Source organism: Gordonia terrae (assembly GCF_001698225.1).
GTDB lineage: Bacteria > Actinomycetota > Actinomycetes > Mycobacteriales > Mycobacteriaceae > Gordonia > Gordonia terrae.
The window spans coordinates 2,850,731-2,866,986 of sequence record NZ_CP016594.1; the positions used below are offsets into that span (position 1 = coordinate 2,850,731).

At 68.7% G+C, this 16,256-nt stretch carries 15 protein-coding genes; 2 read left to right on the forward strand and 13 right to left on the reverse strand.

Features of this window, described 5'->3' with window-relative positions:
- Window positions 1-5: 5 nt before the first annotated feature.
- From BCM27_RS12905 to BCM27_RS12920, 4 genes are read right to left on the reverse strand one after another with little or no spacing between them, the layout of a single operon-like run.
- Window positions 6-1,433, reverse strand: a complete 1,428-nt coding sequence (locus tag BCM27_RS12905; RefSeq protein WP_004019417.1) for an APC family permease — start codon at window positions 1,431-1,433, stop codon at window positions 6-8.
- Window positions 1,430-2,830 carry a flavin monoamine oxidase family protein gene (locus tag BCM27_RS12910; protein WP_033205520.1) on the reverse strand — a complete coding sequence of 467 codons (1,401 nt, stop codon included), beginning with the start codon at window positions 2,828-2,830 and terminating at the stop codon, window positions 1,430-1,432. Before BCM27_RS12910 ends, BCM27_RS12905 begins: the two co-directional genes overlap by 4 nt.
- The gene (locus BCM27_RS12915; protein WP_004019820.1) at window positions 2,827-3,726 is read right to left on the reverse strand and encodes an alpha/beta fold hydrolase; all 900 of its coding nucleotides are present in this window, start codon (window positions 3,724-3,726) and stop codon (window positions 2,827-2,829) included. Before BCM27_RS12915 ends, BCM27_RS12910 begins: the two co-directional genes overlap by 4 nt.
- Window positions 3,719-5,227 (reverse strand): flavin-containing monooxygenase, encoded by a 1,509-nt coding sequence (locus BCM27_RS12920; RefSeq protein WP_004019819.1) that lies wholly within the window; start codon window positions 5,225-5,227, stop codon window positions 3,719-3,721. The genes BCM27_RS12915 and BCM27_RS12920 overlap by 8 nt, the downstream gene beginning before the upstream one ends.
- A 283-nt stretch (window positions 5,228-5,510) precedes the next feature.
- Here BCM27_RS12920 and BCM27_RS12925 point away from each other — a divergent pair, with 283 nt between their 5' ends.
- Complete coding sequence (locus BCM27_RS12925) at window positions 5,511-6,212, forward strand: hypothetical protein (protein ID WP_004019818.1); 702 nt, start codon at window positions 5,511-5,513, stop codon at window positions 6,210-6,212.
- Window positions 6,209-7,642: an NAD(P)/FAD-dependent oxidoreductase gene (locus BCM27_RS12930; RefSeq protein ID WP_004019817.1), complete on the forward strand. Its 1,434-nt coding sequence runs from the start codon at window positions 6,209-6,211 to the stop codon at window positions 7,640-7,642. The genes BCM27_RS12925 and BCM27_RS12930 overlap by 4 nt, the downstream gene beginning before the upstream one ends.
- Before the next feature lie 242 nt (window positions 7,643-7,884).
- On the opposite strand, the gene BCM27_RS12935 is transcribed toward BCM27_RS12930, so the two are convergent.
- The 9 genes from BCM27_RS12935 to BCM27_RS12975 all read right to left on the reverse strand — a co-directional run bounded on the left by BCM27_RS12935 (window position 7,885) and on the right by BCM27_RS12975 (window position 15,943).
- Complete coding sequence (locus BCM27_RS12935; protein WP_004019816.1) at window positions 7,885-8,493, reverse strand: FKBP-type peptidyl-prolyl cis-trans isomerase; 609 nt, start codon at window positions 8,491-8,493, stop codon at window positions 7,885-7,887.
- A gap of 29 nt (window positions 8,494-8,522) precedes the next feature.
- Window positions 8,523-8,987, reverse strand: a complete 465-nt coding sequence (locus tag BCM27_RS12940) for an SRPBCC family protein (protein ID WP_004019815.1) — start codon at window positions 8,985-8,987, stop codon at window positions 8,523-8,525.
- Entirely contained in the window at window positions 8,987-10,021 is a 1,035-nt protein-coding gene (locus tag BCM27_RS12945) for an LLM class F420-dependent oxidoreductase (RefSeq protein WP_004019814.1), read from the reverse strand. The genes BCM27_RS12940 and BCM27_RS12945 overlap by 1 nt, the downstream gene beginning before the upstream one ends.
- Window positions 10,018-10,446 (reverse strand): nuclear transport factor 2 family protein, encoded by a 429-nt coding sequence (locus BCM27_RS12950; RefSeq protein WP_004019813.1) that lies wholly within the window; start codon window positions 10,444-10,446, stop codon window positions 10,018-10,020. The genes BCM27_RS12945 and BCM27_RS12950 overlap by 4 nt, the downstream gene beginning before the upstream one ends.
- Entirely contained in the window at window positions 10,412-11,413 is a 1,002-nt protein-coding gene (locus BCM27_RS12955; protein ID WP_004019812.1) for a DMT family transporter, read from the reverse strand. The genes BCM27_RS12950 and BCM27_RS12955 overlap by 35 nt, the downstream gene beginning before the upstream one ends.
- Window positions 11,410-12,483: an MSMEG_0565 family glycosyltransferase gene (locus BCM27_RS12960; protein ID WP_004019811.1), complete on the reverse strand. Its 1,074-nt coding sequence runs from the start codon at window positions 12,481-12,483 to the stop codon at window positions 11,410-11,412. The genes BCM27_RS12955 and BCM27_RS12960 overlap by 4 nt, the downstream gene beginning before the upstream one ends.
- Before the next feature lie 59 nt (window positions 12,484-12,542).
- Entirely contained in the window at window positions 12,543-13,391 is an 849-nt protein-coding gene (locus BCM27_RS12965) for a carbon-nitrogen hydrolase family protein (protein WP_004019810.1), read from the reverse strand.
- 64 nt (window positions 13,392-13,455) lie between these two features.
- On the reverse strand, window positions 13,456-14,886 hold the full coding sequence (locus tag BCM27_RS12970; RefSeq protein WP_004019809.1) for an MSMEG_0567/sll0787 family protein: 1,431 nt from the start codon (window positions 14,884-14,886) through the stop codon (window positions 13,456-13,458).
- Window position 14,887: 1 nt separating this feature from the next.
- Entirely contained in the window at window positions 14,888-15,943 is a 1,056-nt protein-coding gene (locus BCM27_RS12975) for an MSMEG_0568 family radical SAM protein (protein WP_004019808.1), read from the reverse strand.
- Between the last annotated feature and the right edge of the window lie 313 nt (window positions 15,944-16,256).

A 16,256-nucleotide genomic window follows, 5' to 3' on the forward strand; every position in this document is an offset into this window, starting at 1 on the left:
CGGAGTCATTCGAGCGTCGCGTACACGTCCGGCCGGTTCCTGTGCAGCGCGACGGCCCACACGAGGCCGGAGAGGAAGGCCGTGGCCAGGACAGCGAGGAACATGTCGGCCAGGCCGTGCGAGCCGATGAGCAGGTCGAAGTTGCCGACGACGAGGACCAGGATCGTGCCGAGCGCTAGGAGCGCGAGGACGGGCGCGACGGTGCCACGCCACACGCCGGCCGTACGGACCCGAAGGAAGTGCACGACGATCGCGGCGGAGGTGAGCACCAGGAGGGCGATCAAACCGAGCGTTCCGGCGCCGCCGAACCAGGCGTAGACCTCGGTGACGGGATCCAACCCGCCGATCGCCGTCACCGCCACCAGCACGCCGATGACCGCAGAAGTGAGCAGCGATGCGACGTGCGGCGACCGGTGTGCGGCGTGCACCTCGCCGAGGCGCCGGGGCAGGGCGTCCTGCGTGCCGAGGGCGAACAGGTACCGCGAGACCACGTTGTGCGCGGTCAGGATGCATGCGAAGAAGCTGGTCACCAGGAGCACCTGCACACCGTCGTGCGCGACCTGCGAGACGTAGCGCGTCGCGAGCCCGGGCGCGAGCCCCTCGGGGTCCTGCGCGGCGAGCTCGGCGGCGCGGGAGACACCGAGTCCGCTGATCATCGCCCAGGAGGAGAAGGCGTAGATCACGGCGATGAGGATCACCGCGATGTAGGTGGCGCGCGGGACGGTGCGGTCGGGGTCCTTCGCCTCGGACCGGAACACTGCGGTCGCCTCGAAGCCGACGAATCCGAAGACCGCGAACATGATTCCGGTTCCGGTGGCCCCGCTGGAGAATGCGCCCCAGGACAGCGGCTCGGCCGAGAGACCGTCGGCGCCGCCGCGCAGCACGATCGCGAGGTCGACCAGCGCGACGATCCCGATCTCCGCGACCAGCAGCACACCGAGTACGCGGGCGCTCACCTCGACGTTCCGGTACCCGAGGTAGCCGATCGCCCCGAGCCCGGCCGCGGAGAGGATCCACCACGGCACCGACACGCCGGTGAATGTGGTCATCACGTTGCGGGCGGCGGCACCGAGGTAACCCGTCACGGAGACGATCAGGACGGCGTAGGTGACCAGGGCGAGCGCCGCCGCACCGAGGCCGACGATGGTGCCCAGGCCTCGCTGCACGTATGAGTAGAAGGCGCCGGCGTTGCGGACCTCGGGCGTCATCGCGGAGTAGCCGACGGTGAACAGCACCAGCACGATCCCGACGATCACGAAATCAACGGGGGTGCCGATGCCGTTCCCGGCACCGAGCATGAGAGGGATCAGCCCGGCGAACACCGTGAGCGGTGCGGCGAACGCCACCACCATGAAGACGATCTGCGGGACGCCGAGGGTTCGGTTGAGGCCGGTGCCGGTCTCCGGTGCCTGGACTTCGCGCTGCCGCGTCATGAGGGAACGCCCCCGCCGACCCGGGCGCCCGCGGCGGTGAGAACCTCCGAGGCGGCGCGCTCCGCGGCGCTGACGGCACCGTCGATGTAGCCCTGATTCAGGATCGCCGTCTCCGTGCCGGCCCAATGAATCCGGCCCACCGGCCGGCGGTCGGCGTCGGTGTACTGGGTCAGCGAACCGGGCGCGCGGGAACCGACGCAGCCGCTGATCCACTGCTCGTGCGTCCAGTCCTTCTCCAGGTACGCCGCCGGATTCGCGGCCTCAGGCCCGAACAGGGTGGTCAGATCGGCGAGGAAGGCGTCGTGGCGCGCCGCGGGATCGTCGAGGATCGCGTCGGACCAGTGCTGGCCGAAGCCCGCGCCGGCGGTGCCGTGGAAGGTCAGCAGGATGCCGACGCTCGCGTCGGGCGGAGAGTTGTCGACGACGTAGTTCGCGACCGGGAGGTCGGTGACGGCCTGACCGTTCAGCCCCTGCTCGCGCCAGAACGGGCGGTCGTAAACCGCGAACAGCTTGTTCTCGGAGCCAGTGCTCCACCGTCGCTGCAGCATGCAGCGCCGGGTCGGGAGGTCGGGCGTGAACCGGATCCGGGTCGCGTCCGCCGGCGACATCGCGACGATGACGCGGTCGGCCCGGACGTCGGCGCGGGCGGATCGGACGAGCACGGCGTCGGCTTCCTGGCGGACGTCGGAAACCGGGGAGTCGAGCACCACTGCCGGCCCGAGGTCGGCCGCCATGCGGTCGGCGATCGCCGCCGTGCCGCCCACCACCCGCGACTCCTGCGCACCGTCGGTGATGTTGACGGCGTGATCGATACCGCCACCACCCTTGATCCGCGCGAGCTGGACCAGCAGCGAGGTGCTGTGCAGATCCTCCGCGTTGGTCACGGTGAAGGCCATCGTGAACATCTCCCTGGCCTCCGCGGTGAACGAGTGCGCGTCCAGCCACCGGCCGAACGTCGTCGCGTCCCATTCCTGTGCCCGGCGCGCCGTCCACGGGGCCTCGAGGGGAACCGATTTCGCCATCCGCTCGAGCCGGAGCTGCAGTTGGGCGAAGTCGGCGATGGCCAGGGGGCTCATCGGCGGGATCGTTCCGTCGTAGCGCCTCGACCGACCGCGCCGGTGGTAGATCGACTTGCCGTCGATGAACGTCTTGAACGTTGCGAGGCCCAACTCGTCGATCAGTGCGAGGACGCGGTCCTGGCCGGGGCCGACCCACTGGCCGCCGCCCTCGGTGATCACGCCGTCGGTCACGTGCAGGTTCATCGTGCGGCCGCCGACGCGGTCGCCGGCCTCGATCACGGCCACGGAACGTCCGGCCTGGGTGAGCCGGCGCGCCGCCGTCAACCCGGAGATCCCGGCGCCGATCACCACGACGTCCACAGTGCGCTGCTCGGTCATGCCGCCACCTTCTCGATGTGGGAGACGACGTGGTCTGCGATGCGCAGGGCGAGCGCGTCGGGAAGGTGATGCCCCATCCCTGGGATCACGATGTGGCGGGCGTGGGGGATCGCGGCGGCGGTCGCATCGCCGCCCGACGGTGCGACGATGAGATCGCGGTCGCCGTTGATCACCAGGGTGGGCGCGCTGATCCGTGCCAGCTCAGCGGTGCGGTCGCCCGACGCCGCGATCGCCTGGATCTGCCGGGCGGTGCCGGCGACACCGTCGCCCGCGGTGCGGTTCCAGGTGGTGACGGCATGCGCCGCCTCCTCCACCTCGTCGATCGGGTACGCCGTGCCGGCGAGATGGGCCGTCATCCGCAGGTGTGCCCGGACAGCGCCCACCCGGTCCCGCGGGGGCGGGCTCGCGATGAGCGCCATGGTCGACGCCGCGGGCTGCCCCACCTTCGCGTTCCCGGTGGTGGAGTACAGCGACGTCAGCGACGCGGTCAGTTCGGGATATCGCGCGGCGACGGTCTGCGCGATCATGCCGCCCATCGACCGCCCCACGACGTGGGTGGGTCCGAGCCCGAGATGCTCGATCAATTGGGTCGCGTCGTCGGCCATGTCCGCCAGCTTGTAGGCGTCGCGGCGGGCCTTGCCGAGCAGCTGCTGCAGCGTGTTCGGTGGCGGTGTCGTCGCGTACGTCGACCGCCCGCAGTCCCGGTTGTCCATGCGGATCACCAGGAATCCCGTGGCGGTCAACGCCGACACGAATCGGTCCGACCAGGTCGTCAGGTCCTCGGCGAGTCCGGCGATGAGAAGCACGGGCGGCGCGCCGTACTCGCCGTCCATCCGGTAGCAGATGCGGGTGCCACCCGGCAGCGGGGCGAACCTGTCTTCGGTGTGCTCAGACACAGACGGACTCCTTCGCCGTCGACGGTGCGGCGTCGTCCGTCGTTGAGCCGAACACCAGGGCGTCGTCGAGCAGCGGGCCGCGGAGGATCTTGGCGTCCTGCTGATACGACATGGACATCTGGAACAGGCCCGTGCCCTGCTTGGGGATGACGTCGCGCGCGCGCTGGGCGTAGCCGGAACTCAGGTCCACGATCGGCCGGCGCTCCATGCCTGGGTCGGCTTCGACGCGGACGCTGTCGTACCCGAAAAGGTCCATGTGCTTGACCAGGTCGCAGAAGTAGCGGGCGAGGATTCCGACCTTGAGCGTCCATGCGGACGTGGTGTACCCGATCGAGATGGCCAGGTTGGGGATGCCCGACAGCAGTGCGCCGCGGTACGCGACCGTGTCCGGAAGGTGGATCGGGGTGCCGTCGACCTCGAGGTCGATGCCGCCGAGCATGCGCATGTTCAGGCCGGTCGCGGTGACGATGACGTCGGCGTCGAGGTGTTCGCCCGATTCGAGCGCGATCCCGGATGCCGTGAACCGGTCGATCGTGTCGGTGGTGATGGAGGCGGCGCCGGTGCTGAGCGCCTCGAAGAAGTCGCCGTCGGGGCACAGGCACAGGCGCTGGTCCCACGGGTTGTACGGCGGGTTGAAGTGGGTGTCCACGTCGTAGCCCTCAGGCAGAGCCTTGGCGTTGACGCGCCGGATGATCTTGCGCGTGAGGTTCGGGAATGCGCGCATGAACTTGACCTGGCCGAGGTCGGTCCAGATGTTGGTGAACCGGGTCATCGCGTAGCCGCGCTTCTCGCCGAACACTCGGCTGAGCAGCTGGGCGAAGCTGTCGACCTTGGGCCACGGCACGACGTAGGTCGGCGTGCGCTGCAGCATGGTGACGTGAGCGGCAGCGCCCGCGTGGTTCAGCATCGACGGGATCAGCGTCACCGCAGTGGCACCGCTGCCGACGACCACGACCTTCTTGCCGGCGTAGTCGTAGTCCTCGGGCCAGTGCTGGGGGTGGATGATGTCGCCCAGGAAGTCCTCGCGGCCCTCGAAGTGCGGGGTGTATCCCTCGTCGTAGCGGTAGTAGCCGGTGCCGGCGAAGATCCAGTTCGTCGTGATGCGCCGGTCGCCGTCCGGCGTGTGGACGTCGAGGGTCCAGCGGGCGTCGGCGGACGACCACGAGGCGTGCTGGACGCTGTGCTCGAAACGCACCAGCCGATTCAGGCCGAACTCGTCGAGCGTCTCCTGCAGGTAGGCGACGATCTTCGGCGCCTCCGCTATGGCGTCCGGGTCGGTCCACGGCTTGAACTCGTAGCCGAAGGTGTGCAGGCCGTTGTCTGACCGGATGCCCGGGTACTTGAACAGGTCCCAGGTGCCGCCGATGTTCGCGCGACCCTCGAGGATCACCACCCGCTTGCCGGGGAACGCCTCGGTGATGTACTTCGCGGCGCCGATGCCGGAGATGCCGGCACCCACGATGACGATGTCGAATTCTTCGGTCTGCGGGAGCGTCTTCATCGTGGGCCCTTTCGGTGGTGACGATGTGTCGGTGGTCACTTGATGTGCCTATGACGGTGCCGGTTCAGCCGTTGTATGAGCCACAACACACTGCTCCCATTTCTCCAGAGGGCAGTGCAGTGTGCACACGGCGGCCGGCTCCGGCCACCGGTGATCGCATCATCTGGTGCAGGGTGTTGCGCAGGTCGGCCCAGGATGTTGCACCTCGCTGTAGCGCGCGGAGGGTTCGCCGCGACAACGTGAGAAGCGTCACGAGACACGGATCACATCTCACGGAGGAACCATGCGCGACTTGCTCTTCGCCGCAGCGGACATCTGGATGATCGCCATCGGATTCATCTGCGGCGTGAAGTTCATCAGGAATCACTCGAACTGGCTGATCGGCCTTGAGTGGATGATCATGGCGACATCGGGCACGAACTTCCTGATCTACGGTGTGACGAAGGCCGGCACCGATTCGCCGATGTACCACTTTGCGTACTTCCTCGACGCCTTCTCCCGGTCGATCGGTTTCACCGTGATCCTGGTGCTCGGCCTGCTCACGGTGACGCACCGGTACAAGCCGACGAAGGCCATCGAGGTGGGCGCCTTCGCCCTCGCCGCGGTGCTCGGCTACTTCCTCTCCGAGTTCGCCACCGAGATCGGCACCCCCGGCAAGGTGTTCTTCCTCGTGATGGCGCTCGGCGTCAGTGCCTACCTCGTCTACTACGGGCAGCGTCTGTGGGCACTGGGCGAGCACGCCCACGCGGTCTGGGTGTGGATCGCGACGGCGCTCAACGTCGTCGTCGCGTCGATCTACGACTTCTGGCACATCCCCGGTGACGACGACGCCCACACGCTCTTCTACATCCTCGCGCTGTTCACCTGGGGGCTCGCCATGCTCGTGATCTACCGCTCGTACATCGCCTTCGACGCGCACAACAAGCGATTGGACGGTGCGCGTAGCGCCGGCGCGGCCGTCGTCCAGGGGGCCGAGAACGCATGAGCGCCACGACGAACACGGTCTACACCGAATTCACGGGCTGGATCGATCCACCCACTGACGTACGCCCTCCGCTCACTGAGAACCTGACCTGCTCCGTCGCCGTGATCGGAGGCGGGCTCGCAGGCATGGCGATTGCGCTGCGCCTCGCGGAGCACGGCGTCGACACGATCCTGATCGAGGCGCAGTTCTGCGGGAACGGCGCCGGATCGCGCAACGCCGGCCAGCTCGCCAGCGCGCCCGGCGGCGACATCCAGCTCCTGGATCTGCTGTACCGCAAGCGGATGCCGGCGATCATCCGCCTCACCGAGAACGCGGCGGCCCACGTCGAGAACGTCATCGCGACACAGGGGATCGACTGCGACTACGAAGCCACCGGTAACGTCTTCGCCGCCGTATCCCGCGGCCAGCTCGGGCGAACTCGGCGGATCGCGAAGATCCTCCGCAGGGCCGGCGCCGAGGTCGAAGAGGGGGACGCCCGCGAACTGGGAATCCCGCACGGATTCGTCGGCGGCATGCGGGAGGTCCACGGCGGCATCATGAACCCCGGGAAGTTCCTCCGCGGGCTGCGCGCGGCGGTGCTCGACTCGTCGGCCCGGGTCTTCGAGCAGTCCAAGGTGACCGACGTCGTCCGGGATGGAGGCGACGTGGTCGTCGAGACCCCCGGTGGAATCGTCCGGGCGGGCACCGTCGTCCTCGCGACGAACGCCCACGCGGGCGAGTGGGACATCACCCCGAAGAGGCTGTCCTCGCCGATGTGGGTGACCGAGGTCGAGACCGAGCCGATCGACCCGGAGCGGCTCGCCGCGCTCGGCTGGACGAGCCGATCCGGGCTCGTCACGCAGCACAACATCATGGAGAACTACCGCCTCACCGCGCGCAACACCATCGTGTTCGGGGTGCGCCGGATCGAGCGCGCCGTCGAATACCCTCTCCCGGAACGCACCCCGGATCCGTCCGTCGTCGCCGAACTGGCGGAGGCCTTCGCGGGACGGTTCCCGACGCTGGCAGACGTCGCCGTCGCCCGGGCATGGGGCGGCTGGATCGGCATCACTTCGAGCTGGTTACCCGTGGCGGGAACGACCGGAGGCAACGTCTATTACACACTCGCGTGCAACGGCCACGGCCTGGCGCAAGCGCCGTACATCGGTGCTCTCATCGCCGATCGGATCGCGACGGGAACGATGCCGGAGGACCTGCGCACCGTGTGGACCGACCAGCCGCGGTTCGGCCGCGCGGTCGGCCTGATCATGGGGCGCCTCGGCGTCCGAGCGGCCTGGGCCCTCGACCGGTTCAACGACGCGCTGAACGGGAGCAAGCGGATCGCGCGGCGGCGCTACGCGCACGCGACATCGGCCGACACGAAATCCTCCCGGGCGCTGGACGTACCGTGTCGACGGTCACGTAGATCCCCAGGGTTTTCCGTCGAGTAGTTGCCCTTGTTTCAGCGCTCTGGGCTCAGCGAAGCTGAGTAGGTCGGGTGGGGTGAGGCGGTCTACTTCGCTGGCCGCCCGTGTCGTTCACGGGGTCGGTAGGACGAGCCGTCCATGAGGATCTGATGGGCCGGTGGTCGATGAGCCACCCCCGCTGATTGAGCCGGCACCGAGCGAAGCGAGGAGCCGAGTCGAAATCACTTGGTGACCCGAAGTCACCCAGTGACTCCCGCGCATGACTTCTACGACGCGCCGAGAATGCTGATCTCGAAAACGAGGGTGTCACCGACCTCGATGTTCGCCTGCGGATTGCCCTGCGCGTAACCGTCGGCCGACGTCATGGCGACGCCCACCTTGGATCCGACCTTCTGTCCCGCGATGGCCTTGCTGAACCCGGGGATCACGCCGTCGAGCGGGAACGTCACGGGGGAGCCGTTTGCGTAGGCGCTGTCGAAGGTCTCGCCGGTGCGGCCGTTCACGCCGACGTAGCAGACCGACACCGATGCGGTCTCCGGAACGACGGCGCCGTCACCCTCGACGAGCGTCTTGACCTGGGTGGCATCGACGCTGAACGGGTTCTCGACGGTGATGTCCGGGGCTTCGGTCGCGGTGGATGCGACCATCTGCAGGCTGCCGGTGGTGCCCTGCTCGGTCCACTGCGGTGCGGCCTCGGCGTTCGCGGGTGCGGTCGGGCAACTCTCCGCTCCTGCCGCCGGTGTCTCAGCGCCACCGGTCGCCGCAGTCGCAGTGGGTTCCGTTGTGCCCGAACCGGAATCGGAGTCAGAGCTGCAACCGGCGACGGCCAGGACCAGAGCGGTGCCGATGACGAGTGTGGCGTTCTTGATGTTCACCCTGGGAACGCTACCCGAGCCGTGACCCCTCACCGAGAGCCGCGACCGGCCAGGACGCGGGCAGCCCGCTCGAGATCGGCACGCACCGCTCGCGCGGCCGGCCACCGCGTAGCGCTCAGTACCAGCCCGGCGACCGCGGGCACCGTCAACACCGCCTCGGCATGCACGTCGGTGCCCCCTTCCCGCTCGGCGAACGTCAACGTCAGCACCGCGTCGACCGACCGCCACCGTCCGATCTCCTGCCACCGTCGACGAGACTCACAGGCGGTCACCTCCATCCGAGGTGACACCCCGGGTACGACGGTGACGTCGGTCCAGCTGGTGCCGACGTCGCCCGCCCGGTCTCCGATCGGCCGCAGGTCGTCGACCCGACGCAGGCTCGATTGCCACTCCGGACGATTCGCGGGGTTCGCGAGGTAATCGAAGGTGACGTCGAGCGGCGCATCGAACGGCACCACGGTGTCGATGACGGTGACGCGGGCGGGGGAGAGCATCAGCGGATCAGTTCTGCCAGCTGCTCGACCTCGGCAACGCTGCCGGGCGACACGAGCATCATCGTCACCCCGCACGCTTCCCAGACCTTGATCTGTTCACGCACGTGGTCCAGGTCGCCGACGATCGCCGAGTCGTCCACAACAGCGTCTGGGATGATCTGCGCCGCTTCGTCTTTGCGGTTGCTGCGGAAGAGTGCGGTCACCTCGTCGACGACGTCGGAGTAGCCCATCCGACGGTAGACCTCGGCGTGGAAGTTGGTGTCCTCGCTGCCCATCCCGCCCATGTACAGCGCCAGGAACGGCTTGATCGCGGCGTAGGTACCTTCGCGGTCATCGGTGACGACGATCTGGGCGGTCGCACACACCTCGAAGTCCTCACGACTGCGTCGTGCACCCGGGCGGGCGAATCCCTCGTCGAGCCACTCGTTGTACGTCTCGGCCATGCGCGGCGTGTAGAACAGCGGCAGCCAGCCGTCGGCGATCTCGGCGGCGAGCGCGACGTTCTTCGGCCCCTCGGCGCCGAGCATGATCGGGATGTCGCTGCGCAGCGGGTGCGTGATCGGCTTGAGCGTCTTGCCCAGCCCTGACGCGCCCTCCCCGTCGAACGGCAGGGGATAGTGGGGGCCGGCGCTGCTGACCGGCGCCTCGCGGGCCCACACCTGACGCATGATGTCGATGTACTCGCGGGTCCGGGCCAGCGGCTTGGCGAACTTCTGCCCGTACCAGCCTTCGACGACCTGCGGCCCCGAGACGCCGAGCCCGACGATGTGCCGACCGCCGGACAGGTGGTCGAGGGTCAGCGCGGCCATCGCGCATGCGGTGGGCGTGCGCGCCGACAGTTGCAGCACCGACGTCCCGAGCCGGACACGTTCCGTCGACGACCCGAGCCAGGCCAGCGGGGTGTAGGCGTCGGATCCCCAGGCTTCGGCGGTGAAGATGCTGTCGAAGCCGGAGGCCTCGGCCGCGGCGACGATCTCGGCGTGATGGGTCGGCGGTTGCGCGCCCCAGTAGCCCAGTTGCAGACCGAGTTTCACTGGCTGACCCCCTCGGGCTCGGTGGTGTTGCCCGATTCGGCGGCAGCCTCGGCGGCGATCTGCTCGAACTGGGCGCCCATCGCCTCGGCGACGGCCTGCGCGCCCGAGAGCGGGCGGACCATGACCATGAGGTCGTCGATCTTGCCGTCGTCGTTGACGTGGATGAAGTCGCAGCCGGTGATCTTCTTGCCGCCGACGACGGCTTCGAAGACGAGTGCCGAATCGTGTCCGCCGGCGTCGTTGATCTCGCGGATGTAGCGGAAGTCCTCGAAGACCCGCAGCACGCCCCGCAGGATGGCCGACGTGATCGCCTTGCCCGGATACGGCTTGAACGCGACCGGACTGGTGAAGAGCACGTCGTCGGCGAGCAGTGCCCTCATCGCCTGCTCGTCACGCGCCTCGACGGCCTCTCGGAACTGCTTCATGCGTCGACCTCCCTGTCGATGATTCTGCTTCGACGCTAGTGGATGCCGGTCCGGTTGATGCAGGAAGGCGAGGAGCCAGGAGTACGAGCAGAGCGGTGGCCAGTAGTGCAATGCCGACCCACCCGACCGCGGTGATCGGTTCCGCGAGCACCCCGACGGCCAGCGCGGTCGCGACCGCGGGCTCGATCAGCGTGATGGTGGTGGCGGTCGAACTGTCGATCCGGCCGAGCCCGCGACTGAACAGTACGTACCCGAGGAACTGCGGCACCAGGACGAGGTAGGCGAGAACGCCGAGTGTCTCGGGGTGGGCGATCACCGATGGCACGCCGACCGCGACGACCGGCAGCAGAAGCAATCCGCCCAGTCCCATCACTGTCCCGGCCGCGGCGCCGCGCGGCACCGACCTGTTCATGAGCCGACGCATCGCCCACGACAACCCGGCGTAGGTGATGCCCGCGAGCAGACCGAGTCCCACACCGACTGCGGCCGACTGACTCCCGGACAACGTGTCCCCGTGCGACGACTCGCTCCGTGACAGTGCGAGCGCCGCACTGCCGACGATGCCCAGCGCGCAGGCGATCGTCCACCGGAGGGTCAGCCTCCGCCCGTCGGCAACTCGTTCGATCACCGCCGAGAACAGCGGCGCTGACGCGAGTGACACGACCGTCCCGAGCGCGACGCCGCCGACGCGCATCGACCCGAAGAAGCACAGTGGATAGATCATCACGCAGATGCCGCCGAGTAGCGCGACCCGCCACTGAGCCGTCACCGACGACCACGCGGCTCGAATCCCGCGGGCGTTGACCGCCGCCTGTAGCAGGCCGCCACCGCACATGGCCACGGCGCCGACGGTCACGGCGCTGAGCTCGGGCGCCATCGCCGCCGCGGTTCCCGACGTGCCCCACAGGAGCGCGGTGAGTGCCACCGCCAGCATCCCGGCGCGCTCGGACCGACGGGTCTCGTTCATCCGTGGGCGCCGACAGCTGACGCCGGATACGGGTGCCGCGCATAGAACTCGAGGTGCCGACGTGCCGCGTCGTCCCACGTCAGCGATGCCGCCAGGGCGCGGCCAGACGCCACGCGCGCAGGGTCGGGCGCGAGCGACGCGTCGAGCGCATCGGCCAGTTCGACGACGGTCGAGGCGTAGGTGACGGTGTCGCCGAACACCTCACGCAGGATGGGGAGGTCTCGCGCGACGACCGGCCGCCCCGCGGCGAGTGCCTCCATCGCCGCCAGACCGAAGCCCTCTTTCACCGACGGGAACGCGAACACGCGGCAGGCCGCGACCAGTGACGGCAGGTCGTCATCGGGCACGTTCCCGAGCACGACCGGTTCGACGTCGAGTTCGGCGCGCCGACGGTCGAAGTCGGCACGGTAGTCGCGGTAGTCGAAGAGGGTCTCGCCACCCGCGAAGACGAGCTTCAGTCCTGGGTGCCTCTCGCGCAGCACGGCATACGCCTCCAGGAGGTCGATACTGCCCTTGCGCGGTTCGATGCCGCCGACGGCGAGCACATAGTCGCCCAACCGATCCGACCAGCGTCGTCGAGCTTCGACAGACTTGGGGGAGTCCGACGCCGCTCCGGCGAAACGTTCATACGCAACGCCATTCGGGATCACCGTCGGAGTGAAACCCCAGCCGTGTTCGACTTCGTCGGCGACGGCACGCGACACACAGATCCGCGCATACGGGTTGACCACCGCCTTCTCGTGGCAGGCGACGAGGATCGGCGTCGTGAACTGATCGAGATGGTGGATCGTGCGGATGCACGTCCCGACGGCGTTGGCACTGATGCAGTCCTGTGCATGCACGATGTCGAAGTCGGACGGGTTGAAGGCGGTGCGCAGGGTCTCGATGGACCGCACGATACGTTCGGTGATCGACTCGTTCTCCCGGTCGGAAAACGGGACGAGCCGCACCCGCACAGCCGGATCCACAGCGCGGAAGAAACCCTCGTCGCCGCCGCGGGCGAGTGACCACACCGTGACGTCGGCGCCGAGCCGCGCCATCGCCTCGGCGAGGTTAAGCGTATGCACCACGCCGCCGCGGGGTTTCGTCGAATAGGTCAGGAGAGCGATGCGGAGATTCTGCGTACCGGTCACCGCTGCTCCGCCGGCATCGTCGACCGGTACGTGTCCGGCCGGAGTTCGGCGAGGTGACTCAGGACGCGCCGCGCCCGGTCGACCTCGGCGTCGACATCGACGGTCACCGTGGCCATCCCGCCTTTCGAACGAGTGGTTGCCAGGATGTCGCCACCTGGTCCGACAACCTTCGCCTGTCCGAGGAAGCGCAGTGACCCCATCACCCCGGTCTGGTTCGACGACACGACGAACACCTGATTCTCGGCAGCTCGGGCGCTGTCGTAGAGATCGAACAACCGGGACTGGCGGTCCGCTGGTAGGCGTGCGGCGCGGTCGGTGACGCTGGCCGGCCACGCGGACAGCGCCGCGATGATCCGTGCGCCGTCGAGCGCCAGCGTGCGTGCCGACTCCGGAAAAGTCTTGTCGTAGTCGATCAGCATGCCGATGCGGCCGACCGGGGTGTCGAAGGCGTCGAAGGAGTCACCGGCCGCGTAGGCGAGTGCCTCGCCGGCGGGCTGATGCACCTTGCGGTGCGTGCCGAGGATGCCGTCCCCCGAGAGACAGACGGCGGTGTTGAATCGCTGCTCGCCGACCGCTTCGGTGTAGCCGATGCAGACGGTCATGTCGCCGGCGGCGGCGGCGATCGCGGCGAGTTCCGGACCGTCGGGTTGGAGAGCGGGTGGCAGCTCGGTCGGATCGGGTTCACGGAGATCGCCGAGATAGCCGCCGAGCGAGGCATCGGGGAAGACGAGAAGGTCGACGCCGTCGGTCGCGGCGGATTCGACGATGCCGACCGCCTTGGCAACACCGCGTTCCACGTCGCGTCCGAAGTGCGCGGCGAGGGCCCCGAGGGTGACCGTCCTCATGGGCGAACTGTACCGGTCGAGACCGTCGTCGAGGTCGGTCGCTGGAGAGTCATGCCCACGGGGTTCATGCGGCCCCCAGCCCGGTGACCGTCGATGCCACTGCAACGGTTGTCTCGCCGTCGGGCCACCGTAATCGCACGCCGGGTTCCGCGGTCAGCCGGCCGCAGTCGGCGGTCGTCACCGGAGCAGGTGTGGGGACTGCGCGTCGGGCGCCGGCGCGATCGGTGCTCAACATCGCGTAGCCCGGGAAGCAGGTGAGCCACCCACCCATCGACGCGTCGCCGGGGCGCGGTACTGCCGTCACCTCCAGTTCGGCGCCCGTTCCCGACGCTTCGGCGAGCATGCCGAGCGTCCCCACGATCCCGGCCATGCTGACGTCCTTCGCCGACGCCGGACGCACCGTCGCGAGATGCGACGCCATGGCGCAGAGTTCGTCGCTGCTGCGTGAACTCGTCGAGTCCCACTGACGATCGTGATAGCCGGGCCGCCAGGAGCCGCCGAGGTCGGCGTGGAGGGTCACGGTGTCGCCGACCGCTCCGCCGCCGGCGCGGAGAGGGGTACTGGTCGTGCCCAGCGCGGTGACCGACAACGCCGACGGCACGCCGACCTGGGTGTGGCCACCGAGAACGGGCGTGCGCCACGCGGCGGCCGCGGAGGAGATCCCACGGATGATCCGCGTCAGATGCGACGTCGTGGGCGCCCCCACGGCATCGAGCAGGCCGAGTGGGTGGGCACCCATCGCGCCGAGGTCGTTGATGTTGACGAGCACCGAACACCAACCCGCCCATTCGGGATCGCGTTCGATCATCGACGGGATGATGGCGTCGCAAGCGGCGATCACGTCGGTGCCGGGCAGCGGCACACCGTCGTCGCCGCGGAACCCCGCGGCTCCGAGGCCGCCGGGCATGTTCGCGAACGGCGCGAGCGCATCGGCGAGAACCGCTTTCGTCCCGTCGACCGTACGTTGAACTCTGTCGAGTGGGTAGCGCATCTCGCGGTGCGACCGGCCTTCGATCCGCGGGCCGGGACCGCGGTCCAGCCAGCCGAGTCTCGAGAACATGGGTGCATAACGGTCCTGCACAGTCGCGTCGAACCGCAGGGCACCGAGTTGTTCGACGTGTGCGCAGGCCGCTCGTACGAGTGCTGCGCCGATCCCGCCCGCAAGCCCCGGATCGGCGACGACGAGCCGCGAGCCGAACCACCATCCGATGTCGGCGTGGACCGATCCCGCCCAGGGGGTGGGGGCGATCCGCACGCCACCCGCGATCGTCCCGTCGGCCAGGGTCGCGACGAGGACGGTGGTGCGCGGGTCCTCGTCGGTGTCGTCGAGATCGGTGCGCTCGAAAAGTGCCTGACGCTCGACGAATTCGCGGTGCCGCAGCGCCCGATACGCCGCATGGTCCCGCGGCCTGTCGGCGACGGTGATCAGGAACTCCGACCGTGGAGTCGTTCGCGGAAGCCCGGACAGGATCGACAGTTCGCCCCGTGACAACACGTCAGCCTCCGACCGTCGGCAACACGCTGCAGGCACCACAGGCCGCGCAGCCCGCACGTTGGTCCGACCCGGACATCCCGATGAAGCTCAGATGACCGGCGACCTCGCGGCTGATCTTCTCGACGATCGTCGGGTCGGGTGCGGGAGCGTTGTCGACGTCGACGGCGAGGGTCCCCGCGTGACGCCGGAACGGCACGATGAATGGGTACACACCCATGTCAGCCAGTTCCTTGGCGCCGGCGATCATCTCGTCGGTGTCCTCGCCGAGTCCGACCAGCAGATAGGTCGACACCTGGTTGCGACCGAAGACCCGGACCGCCTCCGCCCAGGCCGCCCGGTACTCCGACATCGGTACCGTCGACTTGCCGGGCATCCAGCGGCGCCGCACGTCGTCGTCGAGTGATTCGACGTGGATGCCGATGGCGTCCGCACCGGCGTCGCGGAGTTCGGTCAGGACGGCCAGGTCGGCAGGCGGTTCGCACTGGACCTGGATCGGCAGTTCGGGCACCGCGGCCTTGATCGCCCGGACGCACCGCGCGAGATGACGAGCCCCGCGGTCGCGTCCACCGCTGGTGCCGGTGGTCATGACCATGTTGGTGACGCCGTCGAGATCGACTGCTGCACGAGCGACTTCGGCGAGTTGCTCGGGCTTCTTCACCGCGATCGTCGAGCCGGACTTGAGCGACTCCTCGATCGAACAGAATCGGCATCGCTGGTCCTCGGCGTAGCGGATGCATGTCTGCAGGACCGTCGTCGCCAACACGTTGCGTCCGTGCAGGCGGGCGATCTTCTCGTAGCTCACCCCGTCCGCGGTCTGCAGGTCGTAGAACCGGGGGCGCCCGATCGCACTGACCTCGACGCCGATGTCGACCCCGTCGTACAGCACGCGATCACCGTCGAAGACGAACGGGCTCTGCGGATTCCGCGGGATCGCGGCATGCAGCCCGTCGACCATGAGGTGGCCGTCGTCGCTGGGCCCCGCACCGCCGCTGCGCTGCACCGGCGGTTCGCCGCGAATACCGAGCAACGCGAGGTCAACTCGTGTCGATACCGTCATGGGTACTCCTTAGAAGAATGAACTATGTGCTCGACGGTGAGCGCTTCTTGCTGGTTGAGCCGACTCCGAGCGGAGCGAGGCGTCGTGTCGAAGCCACCTGGTGACCCGCCCCGCTGGTTGACCCGAAACCCCCCCGCTGGTTGAGCCGACTCCGAGCGGAGCGAGGCGTCGTGTCGAAGCCACCTGGTGACCCGCCCCGCTGGTTGACCCGAAACCCCCCCCGCTGGTTGAGCCGACTCCGAGCGGAGCGAGGCGTCGTGTCGAAGCCACCTGGTGACCCGCCCCCGCCGGTTGACCCGAAACCCCCCCGCTG

Bases quoted from the DNA above. Each gene is read 5' to 3' on its own strand.
- BCM27_RS12910 (WP_033205520.1), bottom strand. From the start codon at position 2,830: ATGACCGAGCAGCGCACTGTGGACGTCGTGGTGATCGGCGCCGGGATC.
- BCM27_RS12925 (WP_004019818.1), top strand. From the start codon at position 5,511: ATGCGCGACTTGCTCTTCGCCGCAGCGGACATCTGGATGATCGCCATC.
- BCM27_RS12975 (WP_004019808.1), bottom strand. From the start codon at position 15,943: ATGACGGTATCGACACGAGTTGACCTCGCGTTGCTCGGTATTCGCGGC.
- BCM27_RS12965 (WP_004019810.1), bottom strand. From the start codon at position 13,391: ATGAGGACGGTCACCCTCGGGGCCCTCGCCGCGCACTTCGGACGCGAC.
- BCM27_RS12950 (WP_004019813.1), bottom strand. From the start codon at position 10,446: ATGAAGCAGTTCCGAGAGGCCGTCGAGGCGCGTGACGAGCAGGCGATG.
- BCM27_RS12940 (WP_004019815.1), bottom strand. From the start codon at position 8,987: ATGCTCTCCCCCGCCCGCGTCACCGTCATCGACACCGTGGTGCCGTTC.
- BCM27_RS12905 (WP_004019417.1), bottom strand. From the start codon at position 1,433: ATGACGCGGCAGCGCGAAGTCCAGGCACCGGAGACCGGCACCGGCCTC.
- BCM27_RS12920 (WP_004019819.1), bottom strand. From the start codon at position 5,227: ATGAAGACGCTCCCGCAGACCGAAGAATTCGACATCGTCATCGTGGGT.
- BCM27_RS12955 (WP_004019812.1), bottom strand. From the start codon at position 11,413: ATGAACGAGACCCGTCGGTCCGAGCGCGCCGGGATGCTGGCGGTGGCA.
- BCM27_RS12930 (WP_004019817.1), top strand. From the start codon at position 6,209: ATGAGCGCCACGACGAACACGGTCTACACCGAATTCACGGGCTGGATC.